The organism is Lactobacillus sp. CBA3605 (assembly GCF_002970915.1).
Classification (GTDB): Bacteria; Bacillota; Bacilli; order Lactobacillales; family Lactobacillaceae; genus Lactiplantibacillus.
This window is the reverse complement of record NZ_CP027190.1, coordinates 2,333,482-2,360,466: the sequence shown is the minus strand read 5'-3', so window position 1 is coordinate 2,360,466 and position 26,985 is coordinate 2,333,482. Positions and strand designations below refer to the sequence as shown.

At 42.4% G+C, this 26,985-nt stretch carries 27 protein-coding genes, 2 tRNA genes and 1 other annotated feature; of the genes, 9 read left to right on the top strand and 20 right to left on the bottom strand.

The annotated features are described in order from the left end of the window. Position 1: 1 nt before the first annotated feature. Together sat and C5Z25_RS11440 are read right to left on the bottom strand one after the other, a co-directional pair. Complete coding sequence (gene sat, locus C5Z25_RS11445; RefSeq protein ID WP_105452688.1) at positions 2 to 1,171, bottom strand: sulfate adenylyltransferase; 1,170 nt, start codon at positions 1,169 to 1,171, stop codon at positions 2 to 4. Further along, the gene (locus tag C5Z25_RS11440) at positions 1,171 to 2,781 is read right to left on the bottom strand and encodes a sulfotransferase family protein (protein ID WP_105452687.1); all 1,611 of its coding nucleotides are present in this window, start codon (positions 2,779 to 2,781) and stop codon (positions 1,171 to 1,173) included. The genes sat and C5Z25_RS11440 overlap by 1 nt, the downstream gene beginning before the upstream one ends. A 398-nt stretch (positions 2,782 to 3,179) precedes the next feature. Beyond that, positions 3,180 to 3,420, top strand: a binding site (T-box leader). Positions 3,421 to 3,471: 51 nt separating this feature from the next. On the opposite strand from C5Z25_RS11440, the gene metE reads away from it, so the two are divergent. From metE to C5Z25_RS11425, 3 genes are all read left to right on the top strand, one after another. Further along, positions 3,472 to 5,778, top strand: a complete 2,307-nt coding sequence (gene metE / locus C5Z25_RS11435; RefSeq protein WP_105452686.1) for a 5-methyltetrahydropteroyltriglutamate--homocysteine S-methyltransferase — start codon at positions 3,472 to 3,474, stop codon at positions 5,776 to 5,778. A 12-nt stretch (positions 5,779 to 5,790) separates the two neighbouring features. After that, positions 5,791 to 7,647, top strand: coding sequence for a bifunctional homocysteine S-methyltransferase/methylenetetrahydrofolate reductase (locus C5Z25_RS11430; protein WP_105452685.1), 1,857 nt, complete (start codon positions 5,791 to 5,793; stop codon positions 7,645 to 7,647). A gap of 69 nt (positions 7,648 to 7,716) precedes the next feature. Then, complete coding sequence (locus tag C5Z25_RS11425) at positions 7,717 to 8,076, top strand: DUF1516 family protein (RefSeq protein WP_105452684.1); 360 nt, start codon at positions 7,717 to 7,719, stop codon at positions 8,074 to 8,076. A gap of 47 nt (positions 8,077 to 8,123) precedes the next feature. Here C5Z25_RS11425 and C5Z25_RS11420 read toward each other — a convergent pair whose 3' ends face one another. After that, positions 8,124 to 8,591, bottom strand: a complete 468-nt coding sequence (locus tag C5Z25_RS11420) for a GtrA family protein (protein ID WP_105452683.1) — start codon at positions 8,589 to 8,591, stop codon at positions 8,124 to 8,126. Between the two features lie 166 nt (positions 8,592 to 8,757). Between C5Z25_RS11420 and C5Z25_RS11415 the strand changes: the two genes are divergently transcribed. Then, on the top strand, positions 8,758 to 9,768 hold the full coding sequence (locus tag C5Z25_RS11415) for a hypothetical protein (protein ID WP_105452682.1): 1,011 nt from the start codon (positions 8,758 to 8,760) through the stop codon (positions 9,766 to 9,768). Positions 9,769 to 9,910: 142 nt separating this feature from the next. Next, a complete protein-coding gene (locus tag C5Z25_RS11410; RefSeq protein WP_234002744.1) occupies positions 9,911 to 10,348 on the top strand; it encodes a hypothetical protein in 438 nt (145 codons plus the stop codon). 54 nt (positions 10,349 to 10,402) lie between these two features. Here the strand turns inward: C5Z25_RS11410 and C5Z25_RS11405 are convergent. The 3 genes from C5Z25_RS11405 to C5Z25_RS11395 all read right to left on the bottom strand — a co-directional run bounded on the left by C5Z25_RS11405 (position 10,403) and on the right by C5Z25_RS11395 (position 11,181). Then, positions 10,403 to 10,475 (bottom strand) — tRNA-His (locus tag C5Z25_RS11405). Positions 10,476 to 10,733: 258 nt separating this feature from the next. Beyond that, a tRNA-Leu gene (locus C5Z25_RS11400) sits at positions 10,734 to 10,817 on the bottom strand. Between the two features lie 85 nt (positions 10,818 to 10,902). Beyond that, positions 10,903 to 11,181, bottom strand: coding sequence for a hypothetical protein (locus C5Z25_RS11395; RefSeq protein ID WP_105452681.1), 279 nt, complete (start codon positions 11,179 to 11,181; stop codon positions 10,903 to 10,905). 186 nt (positions 11,182 to 11,367) lie between these two features. On the opposite strand from C5Z25_RS11395, the gene C5Z25_RS11390 reads away from it, so the two are divergent. Beyond that, positions 11,368 to 11,844 carry a MarR family winged helix-turn-helix transcriptional regulator gene (locus C5Z25_RS11390; protein ID WP_105452680.1) on the top strand — a complete coding sequence of 159 codons (477 nt, stop codon included), beginning with the start codon at positions 11,368 to 11,370 and terminating at the stop codon, positions 11,842 to 11,844. Between the two features lie 89 nt (positions 11,845 to 11,933). Here C5Z25_RS11390 and C5Z25_RS11385 read toward each other — a convergent pair whose 3' ends face one another. The 7 genes from C5Z25_RS11385 to C5Z25_RS11355 form a co-directional block, all read right to left on the bottom strand. After that, entirely contained in the window at positions 11,934 to 12,629 is a 696-nt protein-coding gene (locus tag C5Z25_RS11385; protein WP_105452679.1) for a CPBP family intramembrane glutamic endopeptidase, read from the bottom strand. Between the two features lie 476 nt (positions 12,630 to 13,105). Further along, positions 13,106 to 13,468 carry a hypothetical protein gene (locus C5Z25_RS11380; RefSeq protein ID WP_105452678.1) on the bottom strand — a complete coding sequence of 121 codons (363 nt, stop codon included), beginning with the start codon at positions 13,466 to 13,468 and terminating at the stop codon, positions 13,106 to 13,108. 148 nt (positions 13,469 to 13,616) lie between these two features. After that, positions 13,617 to 13,958 carry a hypothetical protein gene (locus C5Z25_RS11375; RefSeq protein ID WP_105452677.1) on the bottom strand — a complete coding sequence of 114 codons (342 nt, stop codon included), beginning with the start codon at positions 13,956 to 13,958 and terminating at the stop codon, positions 13,617 to 13,619. A gap of 165 nt (positions 13,959 to 14,123) precedes the next feature. Then, the gene (locus tag C5Z25_RS11370; RefSeq protein ID WP_105452676.1) at positions 14,124 to 14,891 is read right to left on the bottom strand and encodes a LytR/AlgR family response regulator transcription factor; all 768 of its coding nucleotides are present in this window, start codon (positions 14,889 to 14,891) and stop codon (positions 14,124 to 14,126) included. 6 nt (positions 14,892 to 14,897) lie between these two features. Next, positions 14,898 to 16,148 (bottom strand): sensor histidine kinase, encoded by a 1,251-nt coding sequence (locus tag C5Z25_RS11365; RefSeq protein WP_234002743.1) that lies wholly within the window; start codon positions 16,146 to 16,148, stop codon positions 14,898 to 14,900. 235 nt (positions 16,149 to 16,383) lie between these two features. Next, a complete protein-coding gene (locus C5Z25_RS11360) occupies positions 16,384 to 16,986 on the bottom strand; it encodes a hypothetical protein (RefSeq protein ID WP_105452674.1) in 603 nt (200 codons plus the stop codon). Positions 16,987 to 17,125: 139 nt separating this feature from the next. Further along, positions 17,126 to 17,947: a Cof-type HAD-IIB family hydrolase gene (locus tag C5Z25_RS11355; protein WP_105452673.1), complete on the bottom strand. Its 822-nt coding sequence runs from the start codon at positions 17,945 to 17,947 to the stop codon at positions 17,126 to 17,128. A 155-nt stretch (positions 17,948 to 18,102) separates the two neighbouring features. Here C5Z25_RS11355 and mscL point away from each other — a divergent pair, with 155 nt between their 5' ends. Together mscL and C5Z25_RS11345 are read left to right on the top strand one after the other, a co-directional pair. Further along, the gene (mscL, locus tag C5Z25_RS11350; RefSeq protein WP_105452672.1) at positions 18,103 to 18,483 is read left to right on the top strand and encodes a large-conductance mechanosensitive channel protein MscL; all 381 of its coding nucleotides are present in this window, start codon (positions 18,103 to 18,105) and stop codon (positions 18,481 to 18,483) included. Between the two features lie 99 nt (positions 18,484 to 18,582). Then, positions 18,583 to 19,230: a deoxynucleoside kinase gene (locus C5Z25_RS11345; protein WP_105452671.1), complete on the top strand. Its 648-nt coding sequence runs from the start codon at positions 18,583 to 18,585 to the stop codon at positions 19,228 to 19,230. A gap of 46 nt (positions 19,231 to 19,276) precedes the next feature. Here C5Z25_RS11345 and C5Z25_RS11340 read toward each other — a convergent pair whose 3' ends face one another. From C5Z25_RS11340 to pepV, 3 genes are all read right to left on the bottom strand, one after another. After that, on the bottom strand, positions 19,277 to 19,963 hold the full coding sequence (locus C5Z25_RS11340) for a glycerophosphodiester phosphodiesterase (protein ID WP_105452670.1): 687 nt from the start codon (positions 19,961 to 19,963) through the stop codon (positions 19,277 to 19,279). Between the two features lie 374 nt (positions 19,964 to 20,337). Then, positions 20,338 to 20,844, bottom strand: a complete 507-nt coding sequence (locus C5Z25_RS11335; protein WP_105448195.1) for a universal stress protein — start codon at positions 20,842 to 20,844, stop codon at positions 20,338 to 20,340. Positions 20,845 to 20,878: 34 nt separating this feature from the next. Further along, on the bottom strand, positions 20,879 to 22,282 hold the full coding sequence (gene pepV / locus C5Z25_RS11330) for a dipeptidase PepV (protein ID WP_105452669.1): 1,404 nt from the start codon (positions 22,280 to 22,282) through the stop codon (positions 20,879 to 20,881). Between the two features lie 126 nt (positions 22,283 to 22,408). Between pepV and C5Z25_RS11325 the strand changes: the two genes are divergently transcribed. Beyond that, on the top strand, positions 22,409 to 23,233 hold the full coding sequence (locus C5Z25_RS11325; protein WP_105452668.1) for an NAD(P)H-hydrate dehydratase: 825 nt from the start codon (positions 22,409 to 22,411) through the stop codon (positions 23,231 to 23,233). Positions 23,234 to 23,387: 154 nt separating this feature from the next. On the opposite strand, the gene C5Z25_RS12540 is transcribed toward C5Z25_RS11325, so the two are convergent. The 4 genes from C5Z25_RS12540 to C5Z25_RS11310 form a co-directional block, all read right to left on the bottom strand. Then, positions 23,388 to 23,558 (bottom strand): hypothetical protein, encoded by a 171-nt coding sequence (locus C5Z25_RS12540; protein WP_158682946.1) that lies wholly within the window; start codon positions 23,556 to 23,558, stop codon positions 23,388 to 23,390. A 142-nt stretch (positions 23,559 to 23,700) separates the two neighbouring features. Next, complete coding sequence (locus tag C5Z25_RS11320; RefSeq protein ID WP_105452667.1) at positions 23,701 to 24,354, bottom strand: NAD(P)H-binding protein; 654 nt, start codon at positions 24,352 to 24,354, stop codon at positions 23,701 to 23,703. Between the two features lie 208 nt (positions 24,355 to 24,562). After that, on the bottom strand, positions 24,563 to 25,303 hold the full coding sequence (locus C5Z25_RS11315; RefSeq protein WP_105452666.1) for a pseudouridine synthase: 741 nt from the start codon (positions 25,301 to 25,303) through the stop codon (positions 24,563 to 24,565). 7 nt (positions 25,304 to 25,310) lie between these two features. Further along, on the bottom strand, positions 25,311 to 26,981 hold the full coding sequence (locus C5Z25_RS11310; RefSeq protein ID WP_105452665.1) for a putative polysaccharide biosynthesis protein: 1,671 nt from the start codon (positions 26,979 to 26,981) through the stop codon (positions 25,311 to 25,313). Positions 26,982 to 26,985: the final 4 nt, after the last annotated feature.

The window sequence follows — 26,985 nt, the reverse complement described above, 5'->3', positions numbered from 1 at the left end:
CTTAGACCTCCATTTCGCGTTTACGCTTCAAACCATCAATTAAGACTTGGGCCACTTCTGGACGAGAGACCTCTTTCGGTGGTACAACGCCATCACTCAGCATCTTCCGTACTTTAGTACCACTTAATGAAACATGATCGGCATCATCATGCGGGCAAGTTTTGCTGGTCGCCATTGAACCACATTTCTGGCAATAGAAAGAATTATCAAACTTGAAGAAATGCATATCCATTTCATCTTCGACAGTCGCAATCAATTCCTGTGCTTCATAAGTACCGTAATAGTCGCCCACCCCAGCATGATCACGGCCTACAATAAAGTCGGTACAGCCATAATTTTTACGTACAATTGCATGCAAAATAGCTTCTTTAGGCCCGGCATACCGCATGGCAGCGGGATAAATAACTAACCGGACCCGATCAGTCGGATAATAATACTTCAAAATGGTTTTATAACTTTCCATTCGAACATCCGCCGGGATATCATCTGCCTTCGTTTCGCCAACTAATGGATTGAGGAATAAGCCGTCAACATTTTCTAAGGCTAATTTTTGAATATATTCATGGGCTCGATGAATCGGATTCCGGGTTTGGAAGCCAACGATAGTCTGCCATCCTAAATCATGAAACATTTTTCGAGTTTCAATTGGTGCCATGTAATAGTCGGCAAAATCGCCATGGGTTGGCTTTTTAAGTAGCTTAACAGCACCGCCTAGATACACATCGCCATTTTCAAATAATCGTTTAACCCCAGGATGGGCAACTTCAGTGGTCCCATACACATTCTGTGCTTCAAGTTGCTTATCTGGTACATATTTATCTTCAACTAAGAGCGTGCCATAAATGGTGCCATCAGCAGTTTTTAAGGCAATTTTTTGATTTAATTCAATTGTTGCAGCAACTGCTTTTGAAACTGGCAACGTGATGGGAACACTCCAGATAACGCCATTATTTAAATGCATCGTGTTCACCACGGCATGGTAATCATCACTAGTCATAAAGCCAGTCAACGGGCTGAAACCGCCAATTCCGATTAGTTCTAAGTCAGATAAATTCCAAGCATTGATCGTTAAGCTAGGCAACTTAGCTGCCTCAGCTTGAGCAGTAGCTGAATAGTCTTCCAAATTAATTAATTGGCCACCATGAGGGGTAATACCATATACTTTTTCCATTATTTATCACCTATCTGTTTTAAAATTTTAGTTGCATTCACATCAATAAATTGGTTTAATTCGGCCTGACCCGTGCTGCCTTGACTAGCAACTTCACATAAACGAGTTACATTTTCGGCCACTTTTTGCCAATCAAGCGGTGTTTTCAACGTCATGGGCTTGCTAGTTGCCAGTACCTCCGGTTGATCCACTTCTACGGTATTGACAAACGTTTGCATCTGCTTTACCGTCGCTTCACTCTCCAACTCCTCAGCTAGTACCACTAAATAGGGTCGTTGTTGAACTGCTTGGACCGTCCGGATTAAACCCTGCAACGCTGTTTGTAGTTGCTCTTGATTCTCAATTGCCATATAGTCTTCAGCAATCACGACATTATGCGTATCAGCACCAATCTCAGCACTGACTGTGGCAATCATTTCGGGTACCGCCATCATCGCAGCATCACCAATGCCCCACAGTGCCGTGTGCTTGGCATTACGTCGTAAATAATTGTTCAAATTCTCTTTCCGTTCAACTAAAGAAAAATCCTTAGTATACGTCTTAATGTCAGCCACACCGGCCTTTAATGACTGATTAAGGGCAACGACATCATCATGACTATCAGCGGTCTGATCATTCTCCATAACCACGCCATGGTTAATCAATTGCGCATTAACTTGATTGATTTCAGCTTGATGATTGCCAAAAACAAAGAATGTTTTATGCGTAATTTTGGCATTAAAATCACGGTATAAGGCACCATAAGTCGTCAGATAAGTCGTCGTTAGCGTCTCAATCTGGTGAGAAAAATCTGCCGATTCAAAGAAATTTTCATCGCTAGCAGCTTGTCGACCTAGCAAATACAGCGCCTTAACATCCGGCGCAACATCGGTGCGGGCTTCAAAGTCAGCCAAAGTTTCACCACTATCACTCTTCTGCAAATCTGGGTCAATAAAATTATTGATTTCTGTACTCAACACTGTTTCATCGGCTGGCCAAGGTAGGCCTAGCTTATTAGCAATGCGACGCAAAGTTGCTAAAGGTTGGTTAAACAACTCTTCATACGTGACTAAAATTCGATTTTGATCATGCGTATCGCGTAATGATAATAGCGTCCGTACCTGCCATTGTCGCATCGCCAACGTCGTATCACGATGCCAAGCGCGTTCGTTGGAACTAACAACGTCCATCGGATTACGCAATAAAATAATTTCAGCCGGTTGAACGTCAATCTCAGCCAACACTTGCTGCCATAATTCGATGTAATCATTCATGCGGGGGTCCTTAATTGCCAAATAAGACTCATTTTCAAAAAAATTAGTGAGGTAATGCGTTAGGTCTTGCCGGTCTCGTTTGATTTTCGGGCTGTCATAGTACCCTTCAAAAGCCGGCCGATAACGCAACTTACCACCTAATGACTTGTGAATCTTGATAATATCCTTATTCTCAAAATAACCTTTCGGATTAATCTTCTTGCTTGGTGCTAATAAATTATCGGTTCCTAATGAAACACCCATCAAGTTAATGCATTTGGTCAAAACCGACGTGCCAGAACGACCACTACCTAAAATCAGCACCGCTTTTTTGGTTTGATGTTTTGCAAATAGTCGTTGTAAAATACTTTTCGTCATTTTGATCATCCTAATTTTTTATTTTTTTAAATTGCTTAAGTGGGCTCAATCAATATCCTAGCAATAACTTTGTTTAAAGCTATAACCATATCTCGAAAATAATATGACTAATTTATGACTACCCATCGTTTGTCAACGTACGGTCGCTCGAAAAAATGGGGTTAGCCACCCGCATCATTAATGGACAATTACTAACTTAGTCCCCCGACATCAGTCAATTTTGAATTTGCCAGTTTGGTTAATGATTGACCTTAACTATCTAGAAAGTAAAAAAAAGCTTGTCAATCGCGCAAATACTCAACTACACGATGACATTACGATGATAAAAATGGCTAAACGGTTAAGATTTAATTTGACTTCGCCTAATTTAGGTGGTATTTTCTAGTCAACCTAAAAATAACAACGTCTTGATGAGGAAAGTAATTGAGCAGTCCTGAACAGTGAGCTTGGATTAGTGCAAACCAAGCCAGGCAACGACGCAACGAAAATGGCCTCTAAACGGCACCACTGAGCTTTTTGCCAAGTGATGACAGCCAGCCACTGTTAACCCGCTACCGTATGATATGTACGGGATAAGATCAATATCATGAGATATTGATGAATTAAGGTGGTACCACGAACGGTAACTTCGTCCTTTTGCGACGTGGTTACCGTTTTTTTATATTTAATTAGATTAAAGGAGTGGTCAAGATGACAGTAATCAGTAGTAATTTGGGGTATCCTCGTTTAGGTGAACATCGAGAATGGAAACATTTATTGGAACACTTTTGGCAACAACGTTTAGCTGCGCCAGAATTTCACGCAACGGCAAAAAAATTACGCTTAATCAATTTAAAGAAACAACAAGCCTTGGGCGTGACTTACATTCCTGTGGCTGATAACTCGGACTATGACCATGTTTTAGATACGTTGGCCGCCTTTGGTGCCATCCCCAAACGTTTTGGAAAATTCACGCACCGTTTAAGCTTAACTGATTACTATGCAATTGCCCGCGGTACCGATACCGCTGTCGCCGCTGAAATGACAAAATGGTTCAACATTAACTACCATTACATCGTGCCAGAATTCGATGACGTTCAGTTTAAATTACTCGACAATCGTTGGTTACGCTACTACCAAGAAGCTAAAACCGAACTTGGCATTGATGGCAAACCAGTAATTTTAGGCCCAGTTTCATTCTTAAAACTGGGTAAACGCCACGGCCAATCCCTAGATGCTGCCGCAATCACAGCCTTGTTACCACAGCTATTACCGTTATACACGCAAGTCTGCCAAGAGTTAGCCGCTGCCGGCGCCCACTGGATTCAATTAGATGAACCGACCTTAGTGCAAATAACCACTCCGGCTGAATTGGTCCCGTATCAAACGGCCTTAACCGCCTTACATCAGGCTGTACCAACTTTGAATATTGAATTGCAGACTTACTTTGACAGCTTGGATTTGTATGATCAAGTGGTACAATTGCCAGTCCAAGCCATCGGTTTAGACCTTGTGCATGACCATGGTGAAAATCTCGCTCACCTCAAAACCACCGGCTTCCCCAGCAATAAAATTTTAGCTGCGGGCATTATTGACGGCCACAACGTTTGGGCCAGTGATTTACATCAAAAATTCGACTTAGTCCAGACGCTACAGAACTTAGTGCCAACAGATCACTTATGGTTACAACCGGCCAATTCATTGCTTCACGTCCCCATCACCACCGCTAATGAACCACAAGCTGATCCCGTCTTACGGCATGGTTTGGCATTTGCTGACCAGAAGTTACAAGAATTGAGCACGTTAACGACAGCTGCTAATCACGGGATTCAGGCTGTCCAAACCGCCTTTGATCAAAACCAAGCTGCCTTGCAAGCCCTAAACGCCTCCAGTCATCGAAATAATCAGACGGTTCGTACGGCTGAAGCACAACTATCGCAACAAACCTTTGAACGTCAAGCGCCCTTTGCCGTTCGGCGGCAATTACAACAAACTCGGCTCAAGCTCCCCTTACTACCAACCACAACGATTGGTAGCTTTCCACAAAGTGCCCAAGTCCGTGAAAAACGAGCTGCTTGGCGACGAGGCAAACTTAGTGACGCCGACTACCATGCCTTTCTAAAGGACGAAACTAAGCACTGGATTCAATTACAGACTGAGCTGGGCTTAGATGTCTTGGTCCATGGTGAATTTGAGCGAACGGACATGGTGGAATATTTTGGGCAACAATTAACGGGATTTTATGCAACTCAAAATGGCTGGGTCCAGTCCTATGGATCCCGGGCCGTGCGACCACCGATTATCTTTGGCGACGTTGCCTATACTAAGCCCATCACAGTTGCGGCCTCCGTTTATGCGCAAAGTCTCACGGATAAACCGGTGAAAGGCATGCTGACAGCCCCCCTGACGATTATTAATTGGAGTTTTGTCCGTGATGACTTACCGAAAGCACAAGTTCAAAATCAAATTGCTTTAGCCTTACGTCAAGAAGTTCAAAATCTAGAAAAAGCTGGCATTAAACTGATTCAAGTCGACGAACCAGCACTCCGAGAAGGGTTACCACTCAAACGGCGTCATTGGCAAGCCTATCTGCAAGAAGCCGTTTATTCATTTAAAATTACGACGACTGGCGTTGCCAATGAGACGCAAATTCATACCCACATGTGCTATTCCAATTTTGCAGACATCATTGAGACAATTAAAGCGCTCGACGCTGACGTCATTTCAATTGAAACTGCTCGTAGTCATGGCGAATTGATTAGTGCCTTTGAACAGACCGGTTATAACCAAGCAATCGGGTTAGGCGTCTACGATATCCATAGTCCCCGAGTCCCGAGTGTGGCCGAAATTGAATCCAATATTCAACGGGCGCTACGAGTGATTGATGTGCATCAATTTTGGATTAATCCTGATTGTGGGCTTAAAACCCGGCAAGCGCCCGAAACAGTCGCAGCTCTGAAAAACATGGTTGCGGCCCGCAATGCGATTCGCGCGGCACTGCCGACATCAGTGCAATAAGGAGTGGTCAAAATGAACTTACGACAAGCTTTAAAACAACGCGTTTTGGTTGCAGATGGGGCAATGGGAACTTTACTGTACGGCAATTATGGGCTCTCATCCGCCTTTGAAAATCTGAATTTAACCCATCCGGATACGATCTTACGGGTTCACCAAGCTTACATTAATGCTGGTGCTGATGTGATTCAGACCAATACTTACGCAGCCAATCGCTTAAAATTAACACGGTATGACTTACAAGACCAAGTCGTTGCGATTAACCAAGCAGCCGTTAAATTAGCGGTAACGGCCCAACAAGCAGCGGATCATCCGGTCTATTTATTAGGAACTCTAGGCGGCCTCGCTGGGGACACCGACCAGACCGTTCAACAAGCGACGCCAGCTGCAATCACTGCTAGTTTAACGGAACAATTAAATGCATTATTAGCGACAAAAGCCTTAGATGGCATTTTATTAGAAACTTACTATGATTTACCAGAATTATTGACGGCTTTAAAAATCGTCACTGCTCACACGACACTTCCGGTCATCACGAATGTTTCAATGTTAGCGCCAGGCGTCTTACGTGATGGCACCACTTTTGCCGATGCGGTCATTCAACTAGCAGCCGCTGGGGCCGCAGTTGTCGGGACTAATTGTCGGTTAGGCCCTTACTATCTAGCGCAATCATTTGAAAACCTGCCCATTCCAGCTAATGTCCAATTGGCTGTCTATCCCAATTCCGGCCTACCTGGTACCAATCAAGCCGGACAGGTGGTCTATGATGGCGAGCCCAGTTATTTTGAAGAATATGCGGAGCGCTTCCGCCAACTAGGCTTGAACTTAATTGGTGGCTGTTGCGGGACCACCCCCTTACACACGGCCGCATTAGTGCGCGGTCTGGTTAGTCGTACCATCGTCCCCCATTCCAATCAAAGCGTTCCACCCATTGCGACGCCACTGACCCCCACTGTCGGTCACCATCCTTTCTTAAAAAAGGTCGCTCAACAAAAAACCGTTTTAGTGGAACTTGATCCGCCGAAGGACTTTGCGACTGCGCGTTTTTTCAAAGGAGCCCAACGGTTGAAGGCGGCGGGCGTGGATGGCATCACCTTATCTGATAATTCGCTGGCAAGTGTCCGCATCGCTAATACTATGATTGCTGCGCAACTCAAGCTCAACTACGGCATCACGCCGATTGTCCATTTGACGACGCGGGACCAAAATCTAATTGGACTGCAATCTGAAATCATGGGGTTACACAGTTTAGGCATCGAAGATATCTTAGCCGTAACCGGCGATCCGGCTAAATTAGGTGACTTTCCAGGTGCCACCTCAGTTGGCGATGTCCGTTCCGTGGAGCTGATGAAACTCATTAAGCAGTTCAATAGTGGGATTGGCCCCACTGGGAACTCACTCAAACAGGCCACCGACTTCCGCGTAGCTGGCGCTTTTAATCCGAATGCATTTCGAACCAACGTTTCGACCAAGTCAATCGAGCGCAAGATGGCTTACGGCTGCGACTATCTCATTACCCAACCCGTCTTTGATTTGGAAAAAGTTCATGACTTGGCAGTGGCTTTACAGGCCAGTCACTTGAACATTCCCGTTTTTATTGGGGTAATGCCGTTAGTTTCAAAACGAAACGCTGAATTTTTACATCATGAAGTCCATGGTATCCGCTTACCAACATCGGTTCGCGAGCGGATGGCCCAAGCGGAACTCGCTGGTAACGAAGCCGCGGTTGGCCTCCAAATTGCTAAAGAATTAATTGATGGCATCTGTACTGAATTTAACGGGGTACACCTCGTGACACCTTTTAATCGGTTCAAAACAATCATTAAGTTAGTCAATTATGTGCAACAAAAAAATCTAACGGTAACCAAATAAAATCTTAACGCCTCCGAACAACACTTTCATGCTAAAATTAGACATGTTAGGTTGATTGGAGGCGTTAAGATGTTTTTATGGATTCATTTATTAAGTTGGCTCTGGTTAGTCATCATGGTTAGCCTAGGACTTACACGACATTCCGTTAAATTAGCCAATCGTTATTTAATCTTAAGTCGATTGGGCTACTTATTATTAATCATTAGTGGCGTCTACTTAGCAACTAAAACGGTCGGCCAAGCTTGGTTCTTAACTTTGTTAAAATCCGCCTTGGGGATTGGTTCAATCGGCTTAATTGAGGTCGCCTTTGCGCGTAAACAAGAAAGTCACCTCTCCCGCCAATTGATTATAGTCTTAGTTAGTGGCCTACTTTTAACCCTAATTTGTGGTGTCGGATTACATTGGCTACTAACTGGTCAAGTGATTTAAACCTGATTTGGGTGGGTAAAAAAAGTGTCTGGACCGATGCCTAAACACTACTCGTTGCGATTATTGAGCCGTTTCATCAATTGCTGACGAATACGCATTTTTTGATTATGTTCCATAAAAATCAAGCGTGATGTGCCGTAATTGAACAGCCCCACTAATAGCTGATCAATAATTTTTACTAACATGGGCCCCCAGAATAAAACTGAAATCCCAACAAACATTAGCAATGTATCAAATAGGTAGGATAACCCGCGGGTCAACATGAAACTAATAAACTCACGACATCCCTGCCAAAAATTTTTAGATTTTGATTGGAACACGACGGCTTTATTCGTAAAAAAGCTGAATAAAGTTGCTAAAATCCAAGCAATCGTATTAGAAAACAAATAATGTTCTAGCAATACCGAATGTAAGACCCAAAAGGCCAGGACGTTCACTAACGCTCCCATAAAGCCAAACAAGGCATATTTCCAGAAATACCGATATCGCCGGTAGATTTTTGTTAACGCTCGCACTGCCGTTCGCCGCCATTTCCTATAAAATAGTAATAATTAAAAGTCATTTATGGCTTATCATAACCTATTTGACTAGTAACTGACAAGTTCAGGCGCAAAATTGGCGCTAGTCGGCGCAGTCATTTATACTGAAACTAATTTGCAATTATTCTTGGAGTGAAATTTTATGACAATTTATCTGATGCTCATTTTTGGCCTACTCGCCTGCGTGTTATTGATTGCTTTATTGATTATCGGCGTCCATTTGCACCGCGTTAAAAACGCTGCTGGCGATCAGGCGATGTTATTAAAAACGATTCGAACTAAACTCGTGCGACAAACTTTATTAACTCAGCGTCAAGAAACCACGATTGCTGAATTGCAACAACAAAATACGGCTTTCAAAACTAGTTTAGTCAAAACAAGTACGCAGACCGCTAACAGTCCCCAAAATCACCGGATTGATGCGAATTCACGGGCCATCTTCCGCTCTTACGTGGTTGGTCTGGACTATTACCAAAAAAACTTTGAGGCCGCTCTGACGGACGCTAGTCAACGGGGTTATTTTAAACCTTATGATAATTACAACGAAGCCGGCTTAAAAGCAGACTACTTATATGCAAAGAAATATCGCGTCGATGCCAACGCCAACATTGGTGAAATTCAATTGGTGGAAGAAGTCGACGGTGCCCAACGTTCCGTGCGAGTCGAGTTAAAAATTGCTGAACATGGTTATGTGATTGGCTACTTACCAAAAAAGCAAGTCAACGAAGCTTTCAATGTAATTGATATTTACGCCAACTCCGTCATGACGCTATCGTCTAAGACCCGTTTAACTGGTGGGCAATGGAAAATGGCAATTGATGCCGTTGACGAAATTCAGTACATGAATGACCCCAATGCGCAAAATCGCGCCCTCCCCGATTATGGGGCGGCGGATACGCCATTACGAATCAAAACGAGTCAAAAATCATACTTTCTACAATTTACTTTATATGAAATGGCCGTCGCAACAAATCAGGTGCCACTCTATAGTCTGGTGGACACCGTCAATGGTCAACGTGGTTCTGTCGTGACGGTCCTTAGCAATCCGACTGCTTATATGGTAGCGGTCGAAGCTGGTCCTAATACCGGTGACCAAATTCGCGTGACGCCGGACCAAATTGATCGCGTTATTTGGGTCCCTAACTGGAAATGATTGGAGCGCACCAATGAAGAAATTACTGTTAACCGTGCTCTTACTGATTAGTATCTTAATAATGGCTCATGCGGACTATCAAATCATCACAACGGCTCCTTACCCTAGTCTCTCACAAGTCCAATGAATGGAGATGTTCAACTTGTTCGCACGTCATTTAAGTAGCTGGGTCAGTTTAATCGCACTGACCGGCTTACTTAGCGGTTGTGCAGCGTCTGTGCAGCCACACATTACGGCAAAGAAAACGGCCCAAATTGCGGCGGCTAATCGTCAATCCGAAGCAACCGTTAATGCCCAAACACAGGATGCCAGCGCCGCCAAACGTACTGGCAAACAATATACCGCCGCTAATGATCATATTACCAGCGCGACTAGTGCCGCTGCTGCCGTCAAACAGGTATTAGCTAACCCTAGCCAGCGCTTGTTCCAACCCGTCCCTGCTGTCAGTACGGATGCGCAAGGCCATCATTACTATCAAGTTGATGCTTACACGCTAACTGCGACCGGACAACGCGGCCATCTTTTGCAAAGTTACTTCGTTTATCCTAATGGCGTCATCACAACTAAACAAGCCGATTAACAAAAAAAGCTGGTCACCTGAGTAAAATCAGGTGACCAGCTTTTTTAGCTTAAGGGCGGTAGGTGGGAATCGAACCCACGCGTGCCGGAACCACAATCCGGTGCGTTAACCACTTCGCCACTACCGCCAACAAGTTAGTTAGTAATAACCAACAAAGTTTAGTATACACTACTTTGGGCCTTAAACCTACTTATTTTTTAGAATGTTGGTATTTACGGCTAAAAAGCGCCGTTTTAGTGTGACTGAGTGCTTACAGTGTGCAGAAAATGTGCAGAAAAACTTATTATTATCACATTTTCTCATGCAATAAAAAAAGTAGCACCCCCGAGAAACGTTGAGTTACCGGGATTGCTACTTTTTTAAAATGTTCTCATTTATTCTAAAATGCCCCAGGCAGGATTCGAACCTGTACATTGTTGCCAATACAGCGACCTGAACGCTGCGCGTCTGCCAGTTCCGCCACTGGGGCAAGTGGTTATTCAGCAACAGTCTTAATTATAGCGAAACTTGCTTTAAAAATAAACCTTTTTCTATATTTAACCCATTTCACACCGTTAATCAGCGAGTTTCACAACGGTGCCGTACCCGGTTACCACTAAAAATCGTGGTGCGACACTCATTTGAGCGATTTCAGTATTAAAATTAACATAAATCAGGCCGTCGCCGTCTAACGCTTCGGCCTTCTCAATCAAGGCCTTTTTAACTTTTTCAATTAACTCATCAAACAATTCAAATTGATCAATACTATCAGATTGAAACATTAAATGTGACGTTGCAGATACGACTGATTTAATCATATGTGAACGTTGTAAATCACCAGTTGTTAAAAACATGCCGTTACCTCCTGTTTAGCTTAAGTTTACTTGAAATTCTTGCTTCCTGCAATCCCAACTGGTCGTCTTCAAAATGCTTTTAAAAATATATTTATTTCTTTTTTATAACTATAAGTAATATATAGTTTGCAATTGACGAATTAATTGCGTACAATATAATAGAATATAAAAAAGGAGGTTGGTTTAATGGCTACGCCAACAAAAAATATTTTACTTGATGAACAATTGTGTTTCGCTTTATATACTGCGAGCAAACGCTTTAATCATTTTTACGCAGAAGCACTCGCGCCATTCAAGCTTACCTATCCCCAGTACATCACCCTGTTAGCCCTTTGGGAAAATAGCCCGATGACTGTCCGGGAACTAGGCTCGCACGTTAACTTAGATAGTGGGACATTGACACCACTACTTAAGCGGATGCAAACCCAAGGCTGGGTTGAACGTAATCGTGATGAAAACGATGAACGTCAAGTTAACATTTCACTTTCAACTAAGGCCATTGATGCCAAACCAGAAATTTTTGCACATGTAAACAACTGCATGGAATTACTTGGCATGGATGAAAAGACTTACAATGAAACTCGTGAAACGGTCAACTTTGCGGCCGATCGGATTAAGCACGCCAATCCCGAAAAGATTAAATATACTGGCAACGACTTTTAATTAATTGCGTGAGTTTGGGATAAAACCTAAACCCACTTTTTTTATCACAATTTGTACACCAGAACCGGCCCTAGTTGCAACGCCCCTTTTTAAAGCAACAACGATCCTAACATCAAGGCCATTGCGCCGGCATTGATAATGAAATGGATAATAATCGAATTTTGAATCTTGCCCGATAATCGATAAACACTAGCTAATACTAGGCCCATCATCACATACATTAAAAAACTAGGAATAGTCGAACTACTATGCAAACTGCCGAAAACCAGCCCACTCAGCCCGATTTTTAGCCATTCTTGCTTAAAAAATAAGTTTGTTAACGCACCTCTAAACACTAATTCTTCCATGATAGGTGTTAAAAAAACTGCCCCGATTGCCATGAGCCACATTGCAGTGGAACTCCCATTCATTAACGTTTTAATGGCATTATTATTTTGAGTCTGCGTTTGATGGTATACCAAAACATTGATCATTTGAAGCAGGCCCTCAGATAAAATAATCGCTAAATAACCGCCAAAGACGAACCCAACATCCTCATGATGTAGTCGTTTTAGCCGATAAGTGCCACTATAATGCCGGTACACCACCGTTGCCAGACTAATGACGCCCAAATAAACTAGGAAATACACCCCAATTAGGACCAACCGCCAAATTTCAGTTCCCGACTGCTGACTAAGCGCATTAATTAATCTCAATAGCATCGGTGGCACCATTACCCCAACAATTAAGCCCACCATAATTACCACTCGCCATAGCCAACTCAATCCACGATCAACCACTTGCATTACCCTCACCTCTTCAATTTTTATTCTACCGCAGTCATCCGTGAGTTACACACTTTCACATGTCTAAGTTTAGTAATATTAATTTGTTAAATATTGAAAATTATATGTTTAATACATGTTATTTAGATTGTTAATCAAATCGGTTGCCACATTTGACACTTTAACTGATAAAAAAAATTAGGGTCCGTTTGGGGGCCGCACAGCATAAAAAAATGACTCTACTGCACGAGGCAGTAGGGCCAAAGAGTTAGGTTTAAGTACAATATGGGGGATTGTACTTACTTGCCCACCCACTTTGGGGGAGTAAAATGGACAAGTGTATAATTATTAGGTACATGTATATCCTATTATATAATTGTGAAGAAATTGTGAATTTTAGGCCAAAAGGTGCTAAAAATATTAGAATTATTTTAAAATTATTACTGATGGTTCCATTTATTATTAAAATCATAAGGATTTAATCATTTATAAAAAAATCAGCTCGCTGACCAAACTAATAACACATCAAAAAATAGAAATAACAAATTGAATTGTAACAGCCACCAATTCATGAGTCCTTTTTCACGCCACATGCCTAGCCCAGCCAGTGCCATACCGACTAATGGAATGAGACCACCTTGTAACCCGCGATAAATCAATAGATACACGGTATTAGTCGCTAAAGCTGACCCAAATAATTGCCCTAATAAGACAAAAAATAAAAAAACACCGATATTTAATAGCGCACAGGCAAAGGCCGTCTCGGTAACAGCGCCCATTGATAAGCGATAGTGGCACTTAAACCGTAAGATGCCCGTTCCAATCAGCCCCACGATCAGAATAATGCCAACAATTAGCATGGTTATTTCACGACTCCTTCTTATTGTCCCATTAACCATACCGTATTTCTGGTAATCCGCCTACCGCTCCACTAGAAGCTTAAGTTTTTTTTAGCAAAAAAAGACCCGCAAGTTTCCTTCCGGATCAACCCCATGAATACTTATCAACCTAACGCTTTGACGCTACTGGAACGGTTAAAACGACTGCTTTTAGCCCCTTCACTTGCACTACGACTCGCTTTTGACCTTTAACGGCTAGTCGGACTAAAAACCGACCATCTTGTTTGTTCGAAATCACCTGTCGGACCTGCTTACCCCTACGAATCGTCACAATCACGCCTTGTTTGGTTCGCCCGGTAATCGTCGTTTGTTGCTGCTTCTGATTATAGGCAATCTTGGCCACGACTTGATGCCGATAATGGTGGTCATCACCCTGCAAACTATATTCCGAACCGAGAATTAATAAGCAGCCAGCGAGCACCATCAATGTTAGTGACCAGAATTGCCTCATTTCTATATCCCCCTCTAATAACTAGCTTCCATGGCTAATTATTTCGATAGGTTTATCATAGTTGATTCGCCCCCAAAAAACTAAAAAAGGCGCAAAGCCTGAAATAGCTTGCACCAACGTCACTCTTATTTTAATTAGCAGCACGATTTTGTTACATTAAGGTTATTAATCTAGTTTAACGGTTAACTGAGCCTGTTTAATTAAGCCTAATAAGTCATGCATTTTCCGTGAAGAAATTGACACCGTCTCACCATTCTCAAAACAGCCTAACTGGGCTTGCTTATCAATTCGAACTAATCGCTCAGGATTAACAATAAAACTCTTGTGCACTCGAAATAATTCCGGATGTGCCACCGTCTCATCGCTAATTTTGCCATTATATTGCACGATCCGATCCACTAGATGCAAGATCAGCTTATTCCGACTAGGCCCGGTTTCAATAAACAAGACTTGGTTCACTGGTAGATTGAATAACTGGCCCCCTTTAGAATAAGCAAACATGGCCTTGCTAACGACCCCTTGCTTCAAATAACGCGCATATGCAATTCGAATATCTTTCTCAACTTTTTCTTTAACCGTTGCTTGTCCTAAATCTTTGACAATAAAATCTAGCGGTTCAATCCGACGCTCAAATGTTAAAAAAGCCATCTCTGAATGCGTTGACACGAACACAATCTTAGCATTAACATCCAATTCACGAATCTTAGTTGCTAACCCTAAGCCATTTAACGCCTGCCCTGGATACTCAATATCCAAGAAATATAACCCTTCAACGGCCCCTTGTTTTTCAAGATAGTCCAGTAACGTTTGCGCCTGATTCGTTGCTAAAACTAACGACATTTCAAAATCATTAATCATAATATGATTATCAATGATTGCTTTTAACGTTGCTAATTGCTCCGGATCATCTTCAACTACAAAAGTTTTTAACACGCGCCCTCACTCACTTTCAATACTGATTACAAATTCGAATCGCTGACTAGCGCCTAACTCAAAGGTCACATTTTCTAAGGGATCCAGTAATTCTCGTACGGTAGCTAGTCCCTGACCATGACCTTGACCTTTCGATGTATGTCCGGCTACCAATAATTCGTCTAACCGCTTAATCGGGCCTTGTAGCGAATTAGTGAAAATCAATTCAACCATCCTTGGGTATTTGACAATTGCCACGGCGATTTCGCCACCGCTTTGACCCGTGACAGCTTCAATCGCATTATCCAATAAAATACCGCTGACCCGTGCTAATGTTACAGGATCAATGGCTAAATCAGTAATCGCATCAGTTGCTTCTAAGCGAACTTGAATGCCCGCCTGCCGGGCTATCGAAAATTTATTTTGAATAATCGCTTTTAACGACTTATCTTTAATGCGATCTAAATTATCAAAATGACCAAAATCACGCGTCAAACTCTGCTTAGAGCGATCAACCACTTGATTAAAATATTGTTTTAATTCTGAACTATCGGTTGCTTGGATGTACTCCCCTAATGATAATAAAATATTTTGATAGTCATGACGGAATTTACGTAAATTTTGATAGCTACTTTCTAGATTTTTAACATAGATATCATATTGATGCCGTTCTAACGCCTGCCGATGGGCTTGTACCCGCATCGTATAACTGTAAAAAAGATAGATAAAGGTCCCACCGTTAATTAACAGAATGGCAATCATAATCAGCATTAATATCCCTAAAAAGCCGGAACCAATGTTATAGTTGTCCGCTGCCGTAGCAATCGTAAAGAAAGCAATTGCGGCCACTACTAACGCACTCATAATAACATTCAGCATGACCTCGTCGCGAAATTGTTTGACATGGCGCTTATACAACAATTGAAAACTGACCGCGACTGCCAACATACAGGCCGTCACAATCGCCTCCCCAACAATTTCAAATAACCAGCCACTCCATTGGTCAATACCTAAATGGAATAAATGAAAAATCGTTTCGGTTGCAAAATTACCAAAGAAACTAAATAAAATATAAGCGAGTGTCGCTGTCAAACTCGTCACAATAAAATATTTTTTATCCCGGACGAACCACAATAGCCCTAAATTGACTATAAAAGTTGCAATATCAGAATAATCATCATATAACATGTAAAGTCCGGTTAAGAAACTTGCCATTAAGACTACTGCAAGGTAAACACGCCGTTGCCGTAATTCTCGATTAATCAAAATTTGTAGCATAAAAACCAGCATGACCGAATACCAATGATCAACTGCTGCGATATACCAATAGACATAAACGATGATTAAGCCCCTCCCCAGAGTACCGATAAACCAATAGTCTTATTGTATCGAATCCCTGACCATTTGTATATTTCATCTGATGGAAACTTAACAATCTTTAACTAATCTTTTCGAGTCTTGGTCAAACCAAAACACACCGAACCATAACCAGTTCGGTGTGTTAGAACTTATTTTAATGGAAGTCACCGGGCATATAGCGCTCAATAACGGCTGTAATATTAAAGGTTTCAAAACTATGCAAGCTTGCTTCGTCAATTTCTGCATAACGAACAGCAATTTGGGGCCGTTTAGCCAAGTTAAACAAATCCACATAATTGAATTCTAAATATTTTTTATGTTCACTATGAATGAAGCCGGTATAACTGTCGCCGTGCTTTTTAATACGACCAGATAACTGAATCACTTGGTCTTGCTTGAAGGCCATTTTGAGTAGTTTTTTGAGTAAAGAATGCTTGGACTCTTTTTTCAAAAACTTGGTGACTAACCGCTCGGTGTTCCAAACATCGAAATAGCCGCGTTGTTGCGCTAAACTAACGATTGTCGCCATACTCTTTAGATAATCGGTACCAGTCACTACTTTAGCCAACGTGGCCTTCCGAAAAACGACTAGGCCATCTAACTCACCGTCAACATTAATGGTTTCGACTAAAACAAACTTTTCATCTTGTTGTATAACATAGCCAACACTAAATTGTTCGTTGGTCCCTTTAGCATAGATCTCAACGAGGTGTTTGTTTTTAATGGCTTGGGCTAAATTGTCTTGAATCGCACTCATGCGCGTTCCCCCATTTATTAATGTCCAGTGCGTAATCACTGGCAAAATTATAGATTTTATCCTATTTTCATTAGTTATCATACCACTTGTAAAAGCTTCAATCCAAACACACACCATTATAGTCCGATTACTATTTTATTTACAAGATAAATTTATTAATAATTTCAGCCATCGCATCTTGGTTATTAGTTGCGACCGTCACGTATTTAGCAGCTGCTTTAACTGACTCAATGCCGTTAGCCACACTAATCGGCAAGCCAACCGCAGTAAGCATCGGCAAGTCATTACTGTTATCCCCGACCGCAATAATTTCATCAGGTTTAATTCCCAGTTGTGCGCCCAATTGAAGCGAGGCAGTCCCTTTATTGACCCCGGCCCGATTAAATTCCACGTAACGGTCCGAAGAATAGGTCACGGCCAATTCAGCTGGATTCACTTGCGCTTCCACGGCAGCTTGCATCTGCTGTCTTTGCGCCATCGTTGGTAACGCCATAATCACCTTCATCACGTTCGCCGTCTTGAAACGATCAAAGTCCGCTGTGGTTAAGGCCGTGAATGTGACACCTCGATTAGTCAAATAAGCCGAATCTTCCGGTGTGGCATGATAAATATAGAGTGTATCCTGCGTATAAACATGGGTCGTTGCTTGTGGATTAGCCGCGCCAATTTCAAAGACTTGTTTTGCCGTTTCGAATGGCATCGCATTTACTGCCATAACCCGATTCCCAGCATTTTCCAAAATCAAGCCACCATTATACGAAATCGAATATTGATCCGCTCGGTCTCTTAACTGCATCTGTGCTAAATCATTTTGAAATGATGTATAACTTCGGCCTGAATTAGGCACAAAGTACACACCTTTTTTTGTAGCCGCCTGAATCGCTGCCGCGTTGGCCGCCGAAAGCGTGCCGTCATCGTTCATTAAAGTTTCATCCAAATCACATACGATCATTTTATACATGCCAATACCCTCTCAATTCTTAATCTACCTTTCACTTTATCGAAGTCCGTTTACAATTGCAACCGCTTTATCCAACCATTTAACGCAAAGCAGTTGAGTCTCTTAGGAGATTTAGCTATACTATTAATGACAAAATTGAAGGGAGCACTTATACCATGATTGAAGAATTTAAAACATTTATTGCTCGCGGCAACGTCATCGACTTAGCAGTCGGGGTTATTATTGGGTCGGCATTTACCTCGATTGTTAAATCTTTGACGAATAACTTAATTAATCCATTTATTGGGATTTTTCTAGGCCAGATTGATTTATCTAACCTTAAAGTTAGTATCGGTGAAGCCACTTTTCGCTACGGCGCCTTTTTGAATGCGGTCATTAACTTTTTTATTGTTGCCATCGTCGTCTTTATCTTAGTTAAGATTATCAATCACCTTGTTAAACCGGAACCGGTCGCTGAAGAAGAACCTGACTTATCCGCTCAATATTTAGCCGAGATCCGTGATTTATTGAAAGAACAAGCTGAAAATAAGCATTAATTTTAGCCCCAAGCAAAGTTTCGCCCAAAAGTCTATATGGTATTGAAACTTTTTTTGTTATACAATGTGTAGTGCAATTTTCTATAAAGAGGGGCTATCATGGTGATAATAACAGCAGGAATGATTGGGGTCGGCAAAACTACTTTAACTGGTTTAATTGCCGATCACCTTGGAACTAAGGCTTTCTACGAACCCGTTGGCGACAACCCAGTTCTGCCACTATACTATTCGGATCCTAAGAACTATGGTTTCCTATTACAAATCTATTTCCTAAACAAACGCTTTGCAATGATCAAAAAAGCATTGGCCGATGACAATAACGTCCTCGACCGTTCAATCTATGAAGATGCTTTATTTACGACCGAAAACAATGCTGAAGGTAATATTTCAGATACGGAATTAGATGTTTATCTGCAATTGTTGGATAATATGATGACTGAATTAACTGAATTACCTAAGAAAGCACCTGATTTGATGGTCTATTCAGAAACCGATTTTGATACTATCCTTTATCGCATCAAAAAACGTGGTCGGGATTACGAACAGTTTGATCACAATCCTGAATTAGAATCCTACTACTACAAGATGTGGACTGCCTATCGTAAATGGTTTGATGCTTACGATGCAAGTCCTAAGATGAAGCTTGATTTGCAAACTTATAACTTAGAAGATCCCGCTAACCAACAAGCCGTCTTAGCTCAAATTGATGCTAAGCTAGCCACTGTGCGGAACCCAACTAATGTTTAATTAAAAAAAGTTCTCGTTGAAATTATTTAACGAGAACTTTTTTTATCTAAACTTCAGCGCGGACATCTTGGGCTAACTCAAAATTATTCGTAATAACCGCACTCACCTGATGATCAAACAGTTGGCGCATGGCATCAGGGTCATCAACTGTCCAAACCCGTTCTGAAACATGGCGCATAGCTTGATAATGCTCTAGATGCAACCCTTCCAAATGCTCGGCCGCACAGAACCCCTCAGGATCACCAATCCGCGCCGATGACAAGAACGCATATTTCTGATTGGCATCAATTCGATACCCACGTTCAAGACTTCTTAAGTTAAACGAGGAAAAAACCACCGGATAAACTAAATCCGTCTGGTGAACCAATCGTAAAACAATTCGTTCAATCCCCTGATAGTAATGCTGATCCGTTTTAAACTCTAGATTCAGCCGAACAGGCTCTCCGCTGACTAGCTGCAATAATTCAGATAAAGCTGGCACCGGTTCCCCATTAGTTAACTGAAATTGACGTAACTCCTGATAACGATAGGCGGAAATTTTTCCCTGCCCGTTGGTTGTCCGATCAATGGTCTCATCATGCATAATAACAGGAACTTGATCTTTGGTCAGATGCACATCAAATTCTAACCCATCAATCCCCTGACTAATGGCATAGGCAAACCCTGCCAACGAATTTTCTGGAAACTTAACGGGCACCCCACGATGCCCATAAATTAATGATTTAACTGTCACTAAAATTCAACTCTTTTCTTTTAGTTACGATTATTCGATTTTAACACTTGATTATACGAATTTTCAGCAGTTTTTAACGTGCGATAACTATCTTGACCAGCAAAACAAAAATCGCCATTAATTGCTATTAATACTAGTAGTTCCGTCTGATTATACGTCTTCACTCCCCACAATTCAGTTGTGATTCTGATGTGTGAACCACTCCTTAAATCATGACAGATAAACATGTCAATCCTGTCGTATTGTTGTAAAATTCATGTATAACTTATGTAAAACACACATTTGCAAAATCGCCCCTTTTATTGCGTGCGTGCTCAAAAGAAAAGAGCTCGGGATTTTAAGCCCAAACTCTGTATTCGTAATATGAACTACTATTAAAGTTTGCGGATCAACCGTTTTTGCTGTGCAACCGCCTGTTGGTTCAAATCAGTTCGGACAATCAACGTATCGCAAGCCGCATTGCGAACCACATAGGCCGCATTCGATCCAATCAAGATACGAGAAATGGCATTCAGCCCCGTGGCGCCAACAATAATTAAATCGTTGCCATACAGTTCCGGTAATGTCGTCGCCAATAGCAACTTGGAATTACCAGAATGCAAATGCACCCGGACCTCAGTCACACCAGCTTTTTCAGCGGTCTGACGAGCAGCGGCCAAGTTCGCCTTTAAATCAGTTGTTAGGTCATCTAAAATTTGGGGATTCGTGGCACCAAACCCCATTGGTCCTTGTGTAATGCCGATAAACTTTTCCGTGTTAATAATCGTCACAATGTCTAAAGTGGCTTGATTTTGACTCGCAATCGCAATTGCTTTATCTAGGGCAAGTTGTGATTGTTCAGAAGTATCGATACCAACGAGAATCTTTTTATATTGGGTCATAGGATAGCCTCCTCAAATTATAGTGCCTAGTTGCTTACTTGTCTGTCGCTAAGACGGCAATTGATTCTCCATAGATCGCCATTGCAGCCATCAGGTCATCAACTGGTTGAAATTCATTCGCTTGATGCATCGTATCTTCGGTGTGTGGGAATAAAGCCCCAAAAGCCACGCCACGCTTCATCATCCGGCCATAGGTGCCACCACCTACAATTTCTGGTTGTGAGTTATGATCACCCGTTTGACGCCGATAAACAGCCATTAAATCCTTAACAATCGGATCTTCGGGATCAACGTAGTGCGGTACCATAAAGTCACCTTGGCTAACCGTCGCCTGTGCGGGTAATTTAGCTTGGACGCCAGCCGTTAATTCTTGTGGTTCAATCCCCTTAGGATAACGGAAATTTAAGGTTAAGTCGCCACCAGCCTGGTGGTCAAAGTGCAGTAACCCGACGTTCATCGTCAAATCGCCCATCACATCATCCGTAAAAGCGAGTCCTAATTGATGCACCCGTGAGTCATCATGTAATTGATTGGCAGTAAATGCTAGAAAGTCTCGTGCATCACCAGCAAAAGGATATTGATTTAAGAAACTTGCAAGGTAAGTCCCGGCATTGATGCCGTTTTTAGGTTCCATGCCATGCGCCGCTTTACCAATCACTTCTAGTTGAACCCCGTCAGCAACTACTTTTAATTCACCAGTAACCGGTTGTTGATCCAAGAATGCCGTAAAATCAGCAGCTAATTGTTCATTAGCCGAAGTAGTCACAACTGCGACTGCTTCACGTGGCACCATGTTTTCACGTAGCCCAGAATCAAATGAAACTAAGTTAAGATCACCGGTATCCGTGTTACCAAAGTGAACTTGTAAGCTAACATTCCCTTTTTCACCATTGATTAATGGAAATTCCGCATCCGGTGAAAATCCTAACGTTGGCGCTGGTTCCACTTCAAAGTAACGCTTCATCCCAGTCCAATTGCTTTCTTCATCAGTACCAACAATAAACCGAACTTTTTTATTTAATTTTAACCCTAATTCTTTAACTAATTTTAAGCCATAGTAAGCTGCCATACCCGGGCCTTTATCATCAGAAGCCCCACGTGCATAGAGCTTACCATCTTTAATCGTCGGTTCAAAAGGATCGGTATCCCAACCATTACCAGCAGGCATCTCATCAACATGAGCTAAAACTGCCAACGTTTCATCGCCTTCGCCATATTCCGCATAACCCACTAAGTTATCGATATTTTTTGTCTTAAAGCCATCACGTGCCGCAATCGCTAAGAACGTGGTTAAAGCTGCTTTGGGGCCTGGCCCTAAAGGTGCCTCTGCCGTTGCTTGACTATCATCTCGAAAACTCGGTACGCGTAACATGGTCGTTAAGTCAGTTAAATAATCCGCTTTGTGTTCAGCCGCTAGTGCTTGCCAATCAATTGTCATCTATTGGTTCCTCCCAAAAGTATTAATACCTTAATTTTAGCATAGGTCACGCTAACTTAATAATCAGACGCAACCGGTCTCAATAATCATGGTATACTCGACTAAAATAAGAAAGCTGGCGTTATTTTGAAACCAATCACATCAGCACTAGTCCGCCAAACAATTATCAAGCGACCGGTTGACTCTTATAAAGGGACATTTGGTCGGGTCATGCTAATTGGTGGTAATGAAAACTTCGGCGGGGCCATTATCATGGCCGCAATGGCCGCTACTTATAGCGGAGCTGGCTTAGTCACAGTAGCCACGGCTGCCAGTAATTTTACTAGCTTACACGCCCATCTACCGGAAGCAATGGCATTAGATTACACCCAAACAACGGCTGTATTAGCGTTATTACCGACCATGGATGTTATTGTCATCGGTCCCGGGCTCGGTACCGAACCTTTAGCCGTTCAGTTATTACAACACGTCTTACAAACAGTGACACCCCAGCAACGGTTAGTCATTGATGGCTCCGCAATCACTTTATTAGCCGCAGCGCAAACAAGCCTACCAGTCGCACAAATCGTGGTCACACCCCACCAGATGGAGTGGCAACGCTTGAGTGGCCTAAAAATCGCTGACCAAACACCAGCTGCTAATCAGGCAGCCCAACGACGCTTGCATGCTATCGCAGTCGTTAAGGCCCACCATACAACCGTTTATACGGATACTGATGCTTGGGAGAACCGTGGCGGAACACCAGCTATGGCAACAGGTGGCATGGGCGATACATTAGCCGGTATGATTGGCGGTTTCGCTGGGCAATTCGCAGATTTTACGGATTCAATTTTGAGTGCCGTCTACTTACACAGTGCGATTGCTGATGATTTCGCCAAAGACCAGTACGTGGTCTTGCCTCATCAAATTAGTCATGCTATCCCTAAATACATGCATGATTTCGCGCAATAGTGGCTTCGTAAAGCTAATCTGTCGAAGCTTTATAGGCATAAGCATCTTGCTTACTAACTTAACTTTAATTGCAACTATTCAACACCAAATATCATAGAACCCCAAAAACGACCATCTATCTATTGAATAGGTGATCGTTTTTTGATTGACTGCTTTAGTGTGGTCGTTGCTGATTACCAGTTTTCCGCTGACTTGCTGATATTTTACCGGTCATTTGACGAGCAACTTTAACTAAGCTGATTTGGCGCTGGCGCTTATTTTGAAAAGCCAAGTAAGCTAGCCCAATATTAGCCGCTAGACTACCACCTGAAACTAATTTTTGCATGTTAGTTCCCCACTTTCTAAGTTTGACTGCACTTAGTGACCACCTAGCAATGTAGTTTTAATTATAATAACCATAAGCAATAAATCATTCAACTGATGTGCTCATAGCCGCTAAAATGAGACCAACTATCCCAAAATGTGACTTAATAAACTGGCCGTTCCTCACCCTGAGTATCAGGATCAGCAATCCCAATACTATCCCCTACATATTTATCAGGATTTTTAACTAGGTCAACCACAACAGCCGCAATACTGGCCCGCGATCCAGAAACACCGTTGTAGGGTTCATTACGAGTCGTAATCAAATACTTAGTTTCATCATGATCATTTAACCATGGCAAACGTAAGGTCGTGTAATCTAAGCCAGATGCTGCTAATAGCTGATCAGATTGTCGTGCCGGTGCCATTCCAGAACCAATCATTTCGGCATTCCAACGACCAAATTCACCTGGAACTTCGTCGTACAGGCCAAGTACATTAGTGAATAAGACCCGTTTGACATGATTCGTCTGCATTGCCTTAATCACGTTTTTAGTTAACCGATTGCGTGAATCATGATCCACAACCGCCACAAAGACAATATCTTGATTGACCATGGCTTGATTGATAGCGGATTCGTTAGTCATATCACCATCAATTAAGGTGACCCGTTTACTGCCCTGTAGCTTGTCTAAACGATGCGCATTTCTCAAAAACAAAGTTAAATTGATCGCGTTAAATGCTGATTCATACAATAACCGTTGTTCAACGATTTGAGCAATTTGACCATTAGCTGCTAAAATTAAAACATTTTTCATTAGTTAAAACCCCTTTAATAACCGAATTTAGTGGTGATTAGACCAAATGGATTGGCTTAATCAATGACTATACGTTAAACCTTAATGTGCACTTTAAGGCAAGGACCTTGCTAAATAAGTTTCAATTTTATAGGACGAATTTACAATTGAAGTACAACACATAATTGAACAAAAAAGCCTAAGCTGTCACACTCAGACTTTTGACGCCTTAATCTTCATCAGGATGCCCAGCATCCGCCTTTAACGCCACTAGTTCAGCATCCGTTAACGCTCGGTAATTACCAGCAAGTAATCCAACCGGTAATTCTAAAGAGCCAAAGGCAATCCGCCGCAATTGCACGACACGCTCACCTAAGGTCCCAACCATCCGTTTGACTTGATGATACTTACCTTCATGGATTTTAATCCGTAATGTCGTAAAGTTTTCAATCTCATGGAAAGCAACAATTTCAGCGGCTGCGGGTTGCAATTGCGTTCCATCTTTTAAAGTAATGCCATCGTTAAAACCAGCCACTTGCGCAGCCGTAATTTCACCAGTTACTTCGGCTTCATACACTTTTGTGACGTGATGGGCTGGTGCCAACAAAGCATGGGACAATGCCCCATCATTGGTAATCACTAACACGCCTTCTGTATCTTTATCTAAACGACCGATTGGAAACAAGTCGTCACGATAATCCGTTGTATTAAATAAATCCAAAACCGTCTTCGCCTGATCGTCAACCGTTGCGGTGATAACCCCGACTGGTTTATTCATCACATAATAAAAATACTGTTGATAACTGACAGGCTTTTCATCTAAGCTCACCACGTCATTGACCGGATTAACTTGTTGCTTCCCCGATAAAACGCGCTCACCATTGGCCGTAATATGGCCGTCTTTAATCAAACGGCGGACTTGGGTTCGCGTCCCAATTCGCATCGCATGTAAAAATTTATCAATTCGCATCATTCACCTACTTAATCCGGAGCTTACGCCGCAATCCATCGGCCTTAGCTCCAATCATTATATCTGCCAAACGGGACCGCAAGGCAAAGTATACGTACACGCCGCCACCAATCGCCACCGCTATTAATAAAATAATTAATGCTTGCGTCTGACGTTGTTCGTTAAATATTAAGTTTAGCCCGTATACGGCAACTTTGGCAGCCACATAAGTCACAATCGAATACATAAGAATCCGATTGATTTTAGGCAATAATTTCACGTAACGAACGCCAAAGTTAACCTCTAAGTCATGCAAGATTAAGAGACTTGCCACCAGCATCCCAATCGCTGTTGCCACTAGCGGACCAGCCGCTGAAAGTAACGCAATACAAGGCCATTGCAGGACTAACTTGACTCCCAGACCAATCAAATAAAATCGAATAACATCTCGATTCCGCGACAACCCTTGCATTAACGCTGAAACGACAGTAAAGAGCCCGAGAATAATCGCCGTAAAAGCGGCAATTTGTAAAATCACGGCCCCCGTTTGGTCGTAGCCATAAAATAACGTATTCAAAGGTTGCGCGACCGCTGCCATGCCTAACGCGCCCGGAATCATAATGAACAGGAACAAAATAATCGCATCTTCTAGTTGTTGCCGAATATTACGCAAGTTTTGTGCCGCTAATGATTCTGATAATAATGGCACCACGGTAATTGCAATCGCAGAGGCTAACGAGACAATAATCATCACTAATTTATTGGAATTAAAAGCAAATAACGCATAGAGCGTATTGATACTTTCCACCTTAATATGGAAAGTCGCCTGCATGATTGGCTGAAAAGTCGCTTGATCTAATAAGTTAAAGACCGTCGTGGCCGTATCAATCACAATAAATGGAATGGCTTGCACAATAATATCTTTAAATAGTTGCCAAACCGGAATAACTAACTTGGCCTCACTCTGAGCGGCCAACCGATTGAGTTCCGGTCGTTGACGGTAATAATACCACCCTAACAGTAAACAACTGGCAGCGGCCCCAATAAAGGCCGCAAAGGTCGATTGCATAATCGCATTAACCCAGTCACCATTTTGAATACGCATGATAAAATACGTGGCCGCCAACATGTAGACGACCCGAAAAACTTGTTCAACAAACTGAGAAACCGCAGACGGTGCCATTTGCTGGTAGCCCTGAAAAAAGCCCCGCATTAAAGACATCGGTGGAATAATCACCAAAGCAATCGCCAAAGCCCGTAGCACCGGAATCACATGGGGGTCGCCACCGCCAAAAATCAAAGCGATCGGTTGCGCACCAAACCAGAGAATAGCCCCAGAGGCAATCCCCATCGCACCAGCTAATAATAACCCACGTTTAAAGAGCCGTTGGCCGACGCCATATTCATTAATCGCATTATATTCAGAAATTTGTTTAGAGATGGCCGAAGGAATCCCACCGATGGCCACTAACAAGAAGAAGCTATAAATATTATAGCCTTTGGCATATAGCGCATTACCTTGCATCGAATTGCTGCCTAACCACATGACCCATGGAATAATATAAATGGCGCCAAGAATTCGTGAGAAAAGACTGCCCGCCGTCATCCAAGCTGACCCGCGCACCATTTTTTGATGTGCGTCAGCTTCGGAATTAACGTGGCCACTTTGCGGTTGATCGGCTTTTGGTTCCTCAGACATGTTT

Excerpts from the sequence above, each read along its gene's own strand:
- sat (WP_105452688.1), bottom strand. The coding sequence starts at position 1,171 with ATGGAAAAAGTATATGGTATTACCCCTCATGGTGGCCAATTAATTAAT.
- C5Z25_RS11440 (WP_105452687.1), bottom strand. The coding sequence starts at position 2,781 with ATGACGAAAAGTATTTTACAACGACTATTTGCAAAACATCAAACCAAA.
- metE (WP_105452686.1), top strand. The coding sequence starts at position 3,472 with ATGACAGTAATCAGTAGTAATTTGGGGTATCCTCGTTTAGGTGAACAT.
- C5Z25_RS11430 (WP_105452685.1), top strand. The coding sequence starts at position 5,791 with ATGAACTTACGACAAGCTTTAAAACAACGCGTTTTGGTTGCAGATGGG.
- C5Z25_RS11425 (WP_105452684.1), top strand. The coding sequence starts at position 7,717 with ATGTTTTTATGGATTCATTTATTAAGTTGGCTCTGGTTAGTCATCATG.
- C5Z25_RS11415 (WP_105452682.1), top strand. The coding sequence starts at position 8,758 with ATGACAATTTATCTGATGCTCATTTTTGGCCTACTCGCCTGCGTGTTA.
- C5Z25_RS11395 (WP_105452681.1), bottom strand. The coding sequence starts at position 11,181 with ATGTTTTTAACAACTGGTGATTTACAACGTTCACATATGATTAAATCA.
- C5Z25_RS11390 (WP_105452680.1), top strand. The coding sequence starts at position 11,368 with ATGGCTACGCCAACAAAAAATATTTTACTTGATGAACAATTGTGTTTC.
- C5Z25_RS11385 (WP_105452679.1), bottom strand. The coding sequence starts at position 12,629 with ATGCAAGTGGTTGATCGTGGATTGAGTTGGCTATGGCGAGTGGTAATT.
- C5Z25_RS11380 (WP_105452678.1), bottom strand. The coding sequence starts at position 13,468 with ATGCTAATTGTTGGCATTATTCTGATCGTGGGGCTGATTGGAACGGGC.
- C5Z25_RS11375 (WP_105452677.1), bottom strand. The coding sequence starts at position 13,958 with ATGAGGCAATTCTGGTCACTAACATTGATGGTGCTCGCTGGCTGCTTA.
- C5Z25_RS11365 (WP_234002743.1), bottom strand. The coding sequence starts at position 16,148 with ATGCTACAAATTTTGATTAATCGAGAATTACGGCAACGGCGTGTTTAC.
- C5Z25_RS11360 (WP_105452674.1), bottom strand. The coding sequence starts at position 16,986 with ATGAGTGCGATTCAAGACAATTTAGCCCAAGCCATTAAAAACAAACAC.
- C5Z25_RS11355 (WP_105452673.1), bottom strand. The coding sequence starts at position 17,947 with ATGTATAAAATGATCGTATGTGATTTGGATGAAACTTTAATGAACGAT.
- mscL (WP_105452672.1), top strand. The coding sequence starts at position 18,103 with ATGATTGAAGAATTTAAAACATTTATTGCTCGCGGCAACGTCATCGAC.
- C5Z25_RS11345 (WP_105452671.1), top strand. The coding sequence starts at position 18,583 with ATGGTGATAATAACAGCAGGAATGATTGGGGTCGGCAAAACTACTTTA.
- C5Z25_RS11335 (WP_105448195.1), bottom strand. The coding sequence starts at position 20,844 with ATGACCCAATATAAAAAGATTCTCGTTGGTATCGATACTTCTGAACAA.
- pepV (WP_105452669.1), bottom strand. The coding sequence starts at position 22,282 with ATGACAATTGATTGGCAAGCACTAGCGGCTGAACACAAAGCGGATTAT.
- C5Z25_RS12540 (WP_158682946.1), bottom strand. The coding sequence starts at position 23,558 with ATGCAAAAATTAGTTTCAGGTGGTAGTCTAGCGGCTAATATTGGGCTA.
- C5Z25_RS11320 (WP_105452667.1), bottom strand. The coding sequence starts at position 24,354 with ATGAAAAATGTTTTAATTTTAGCAGCTAATGGTCAAATTGCTCAAATC.
- C5Z25_RS11315 (WP_105452666.1), bottom strand. The coding sequence starts at position 25,303 with ATGCGAATTGATAAATTTTTACATGCGATGCGAATTGGGACGCGAACC.
- C5Z25_RS11310 (WP_105452665.1), bottom strand. The coding sequence starts at position 26,981 with ATGTCTGAGGAACCAAAAGCCGATCAACCGCAAAGTGGCCACGTTAAT.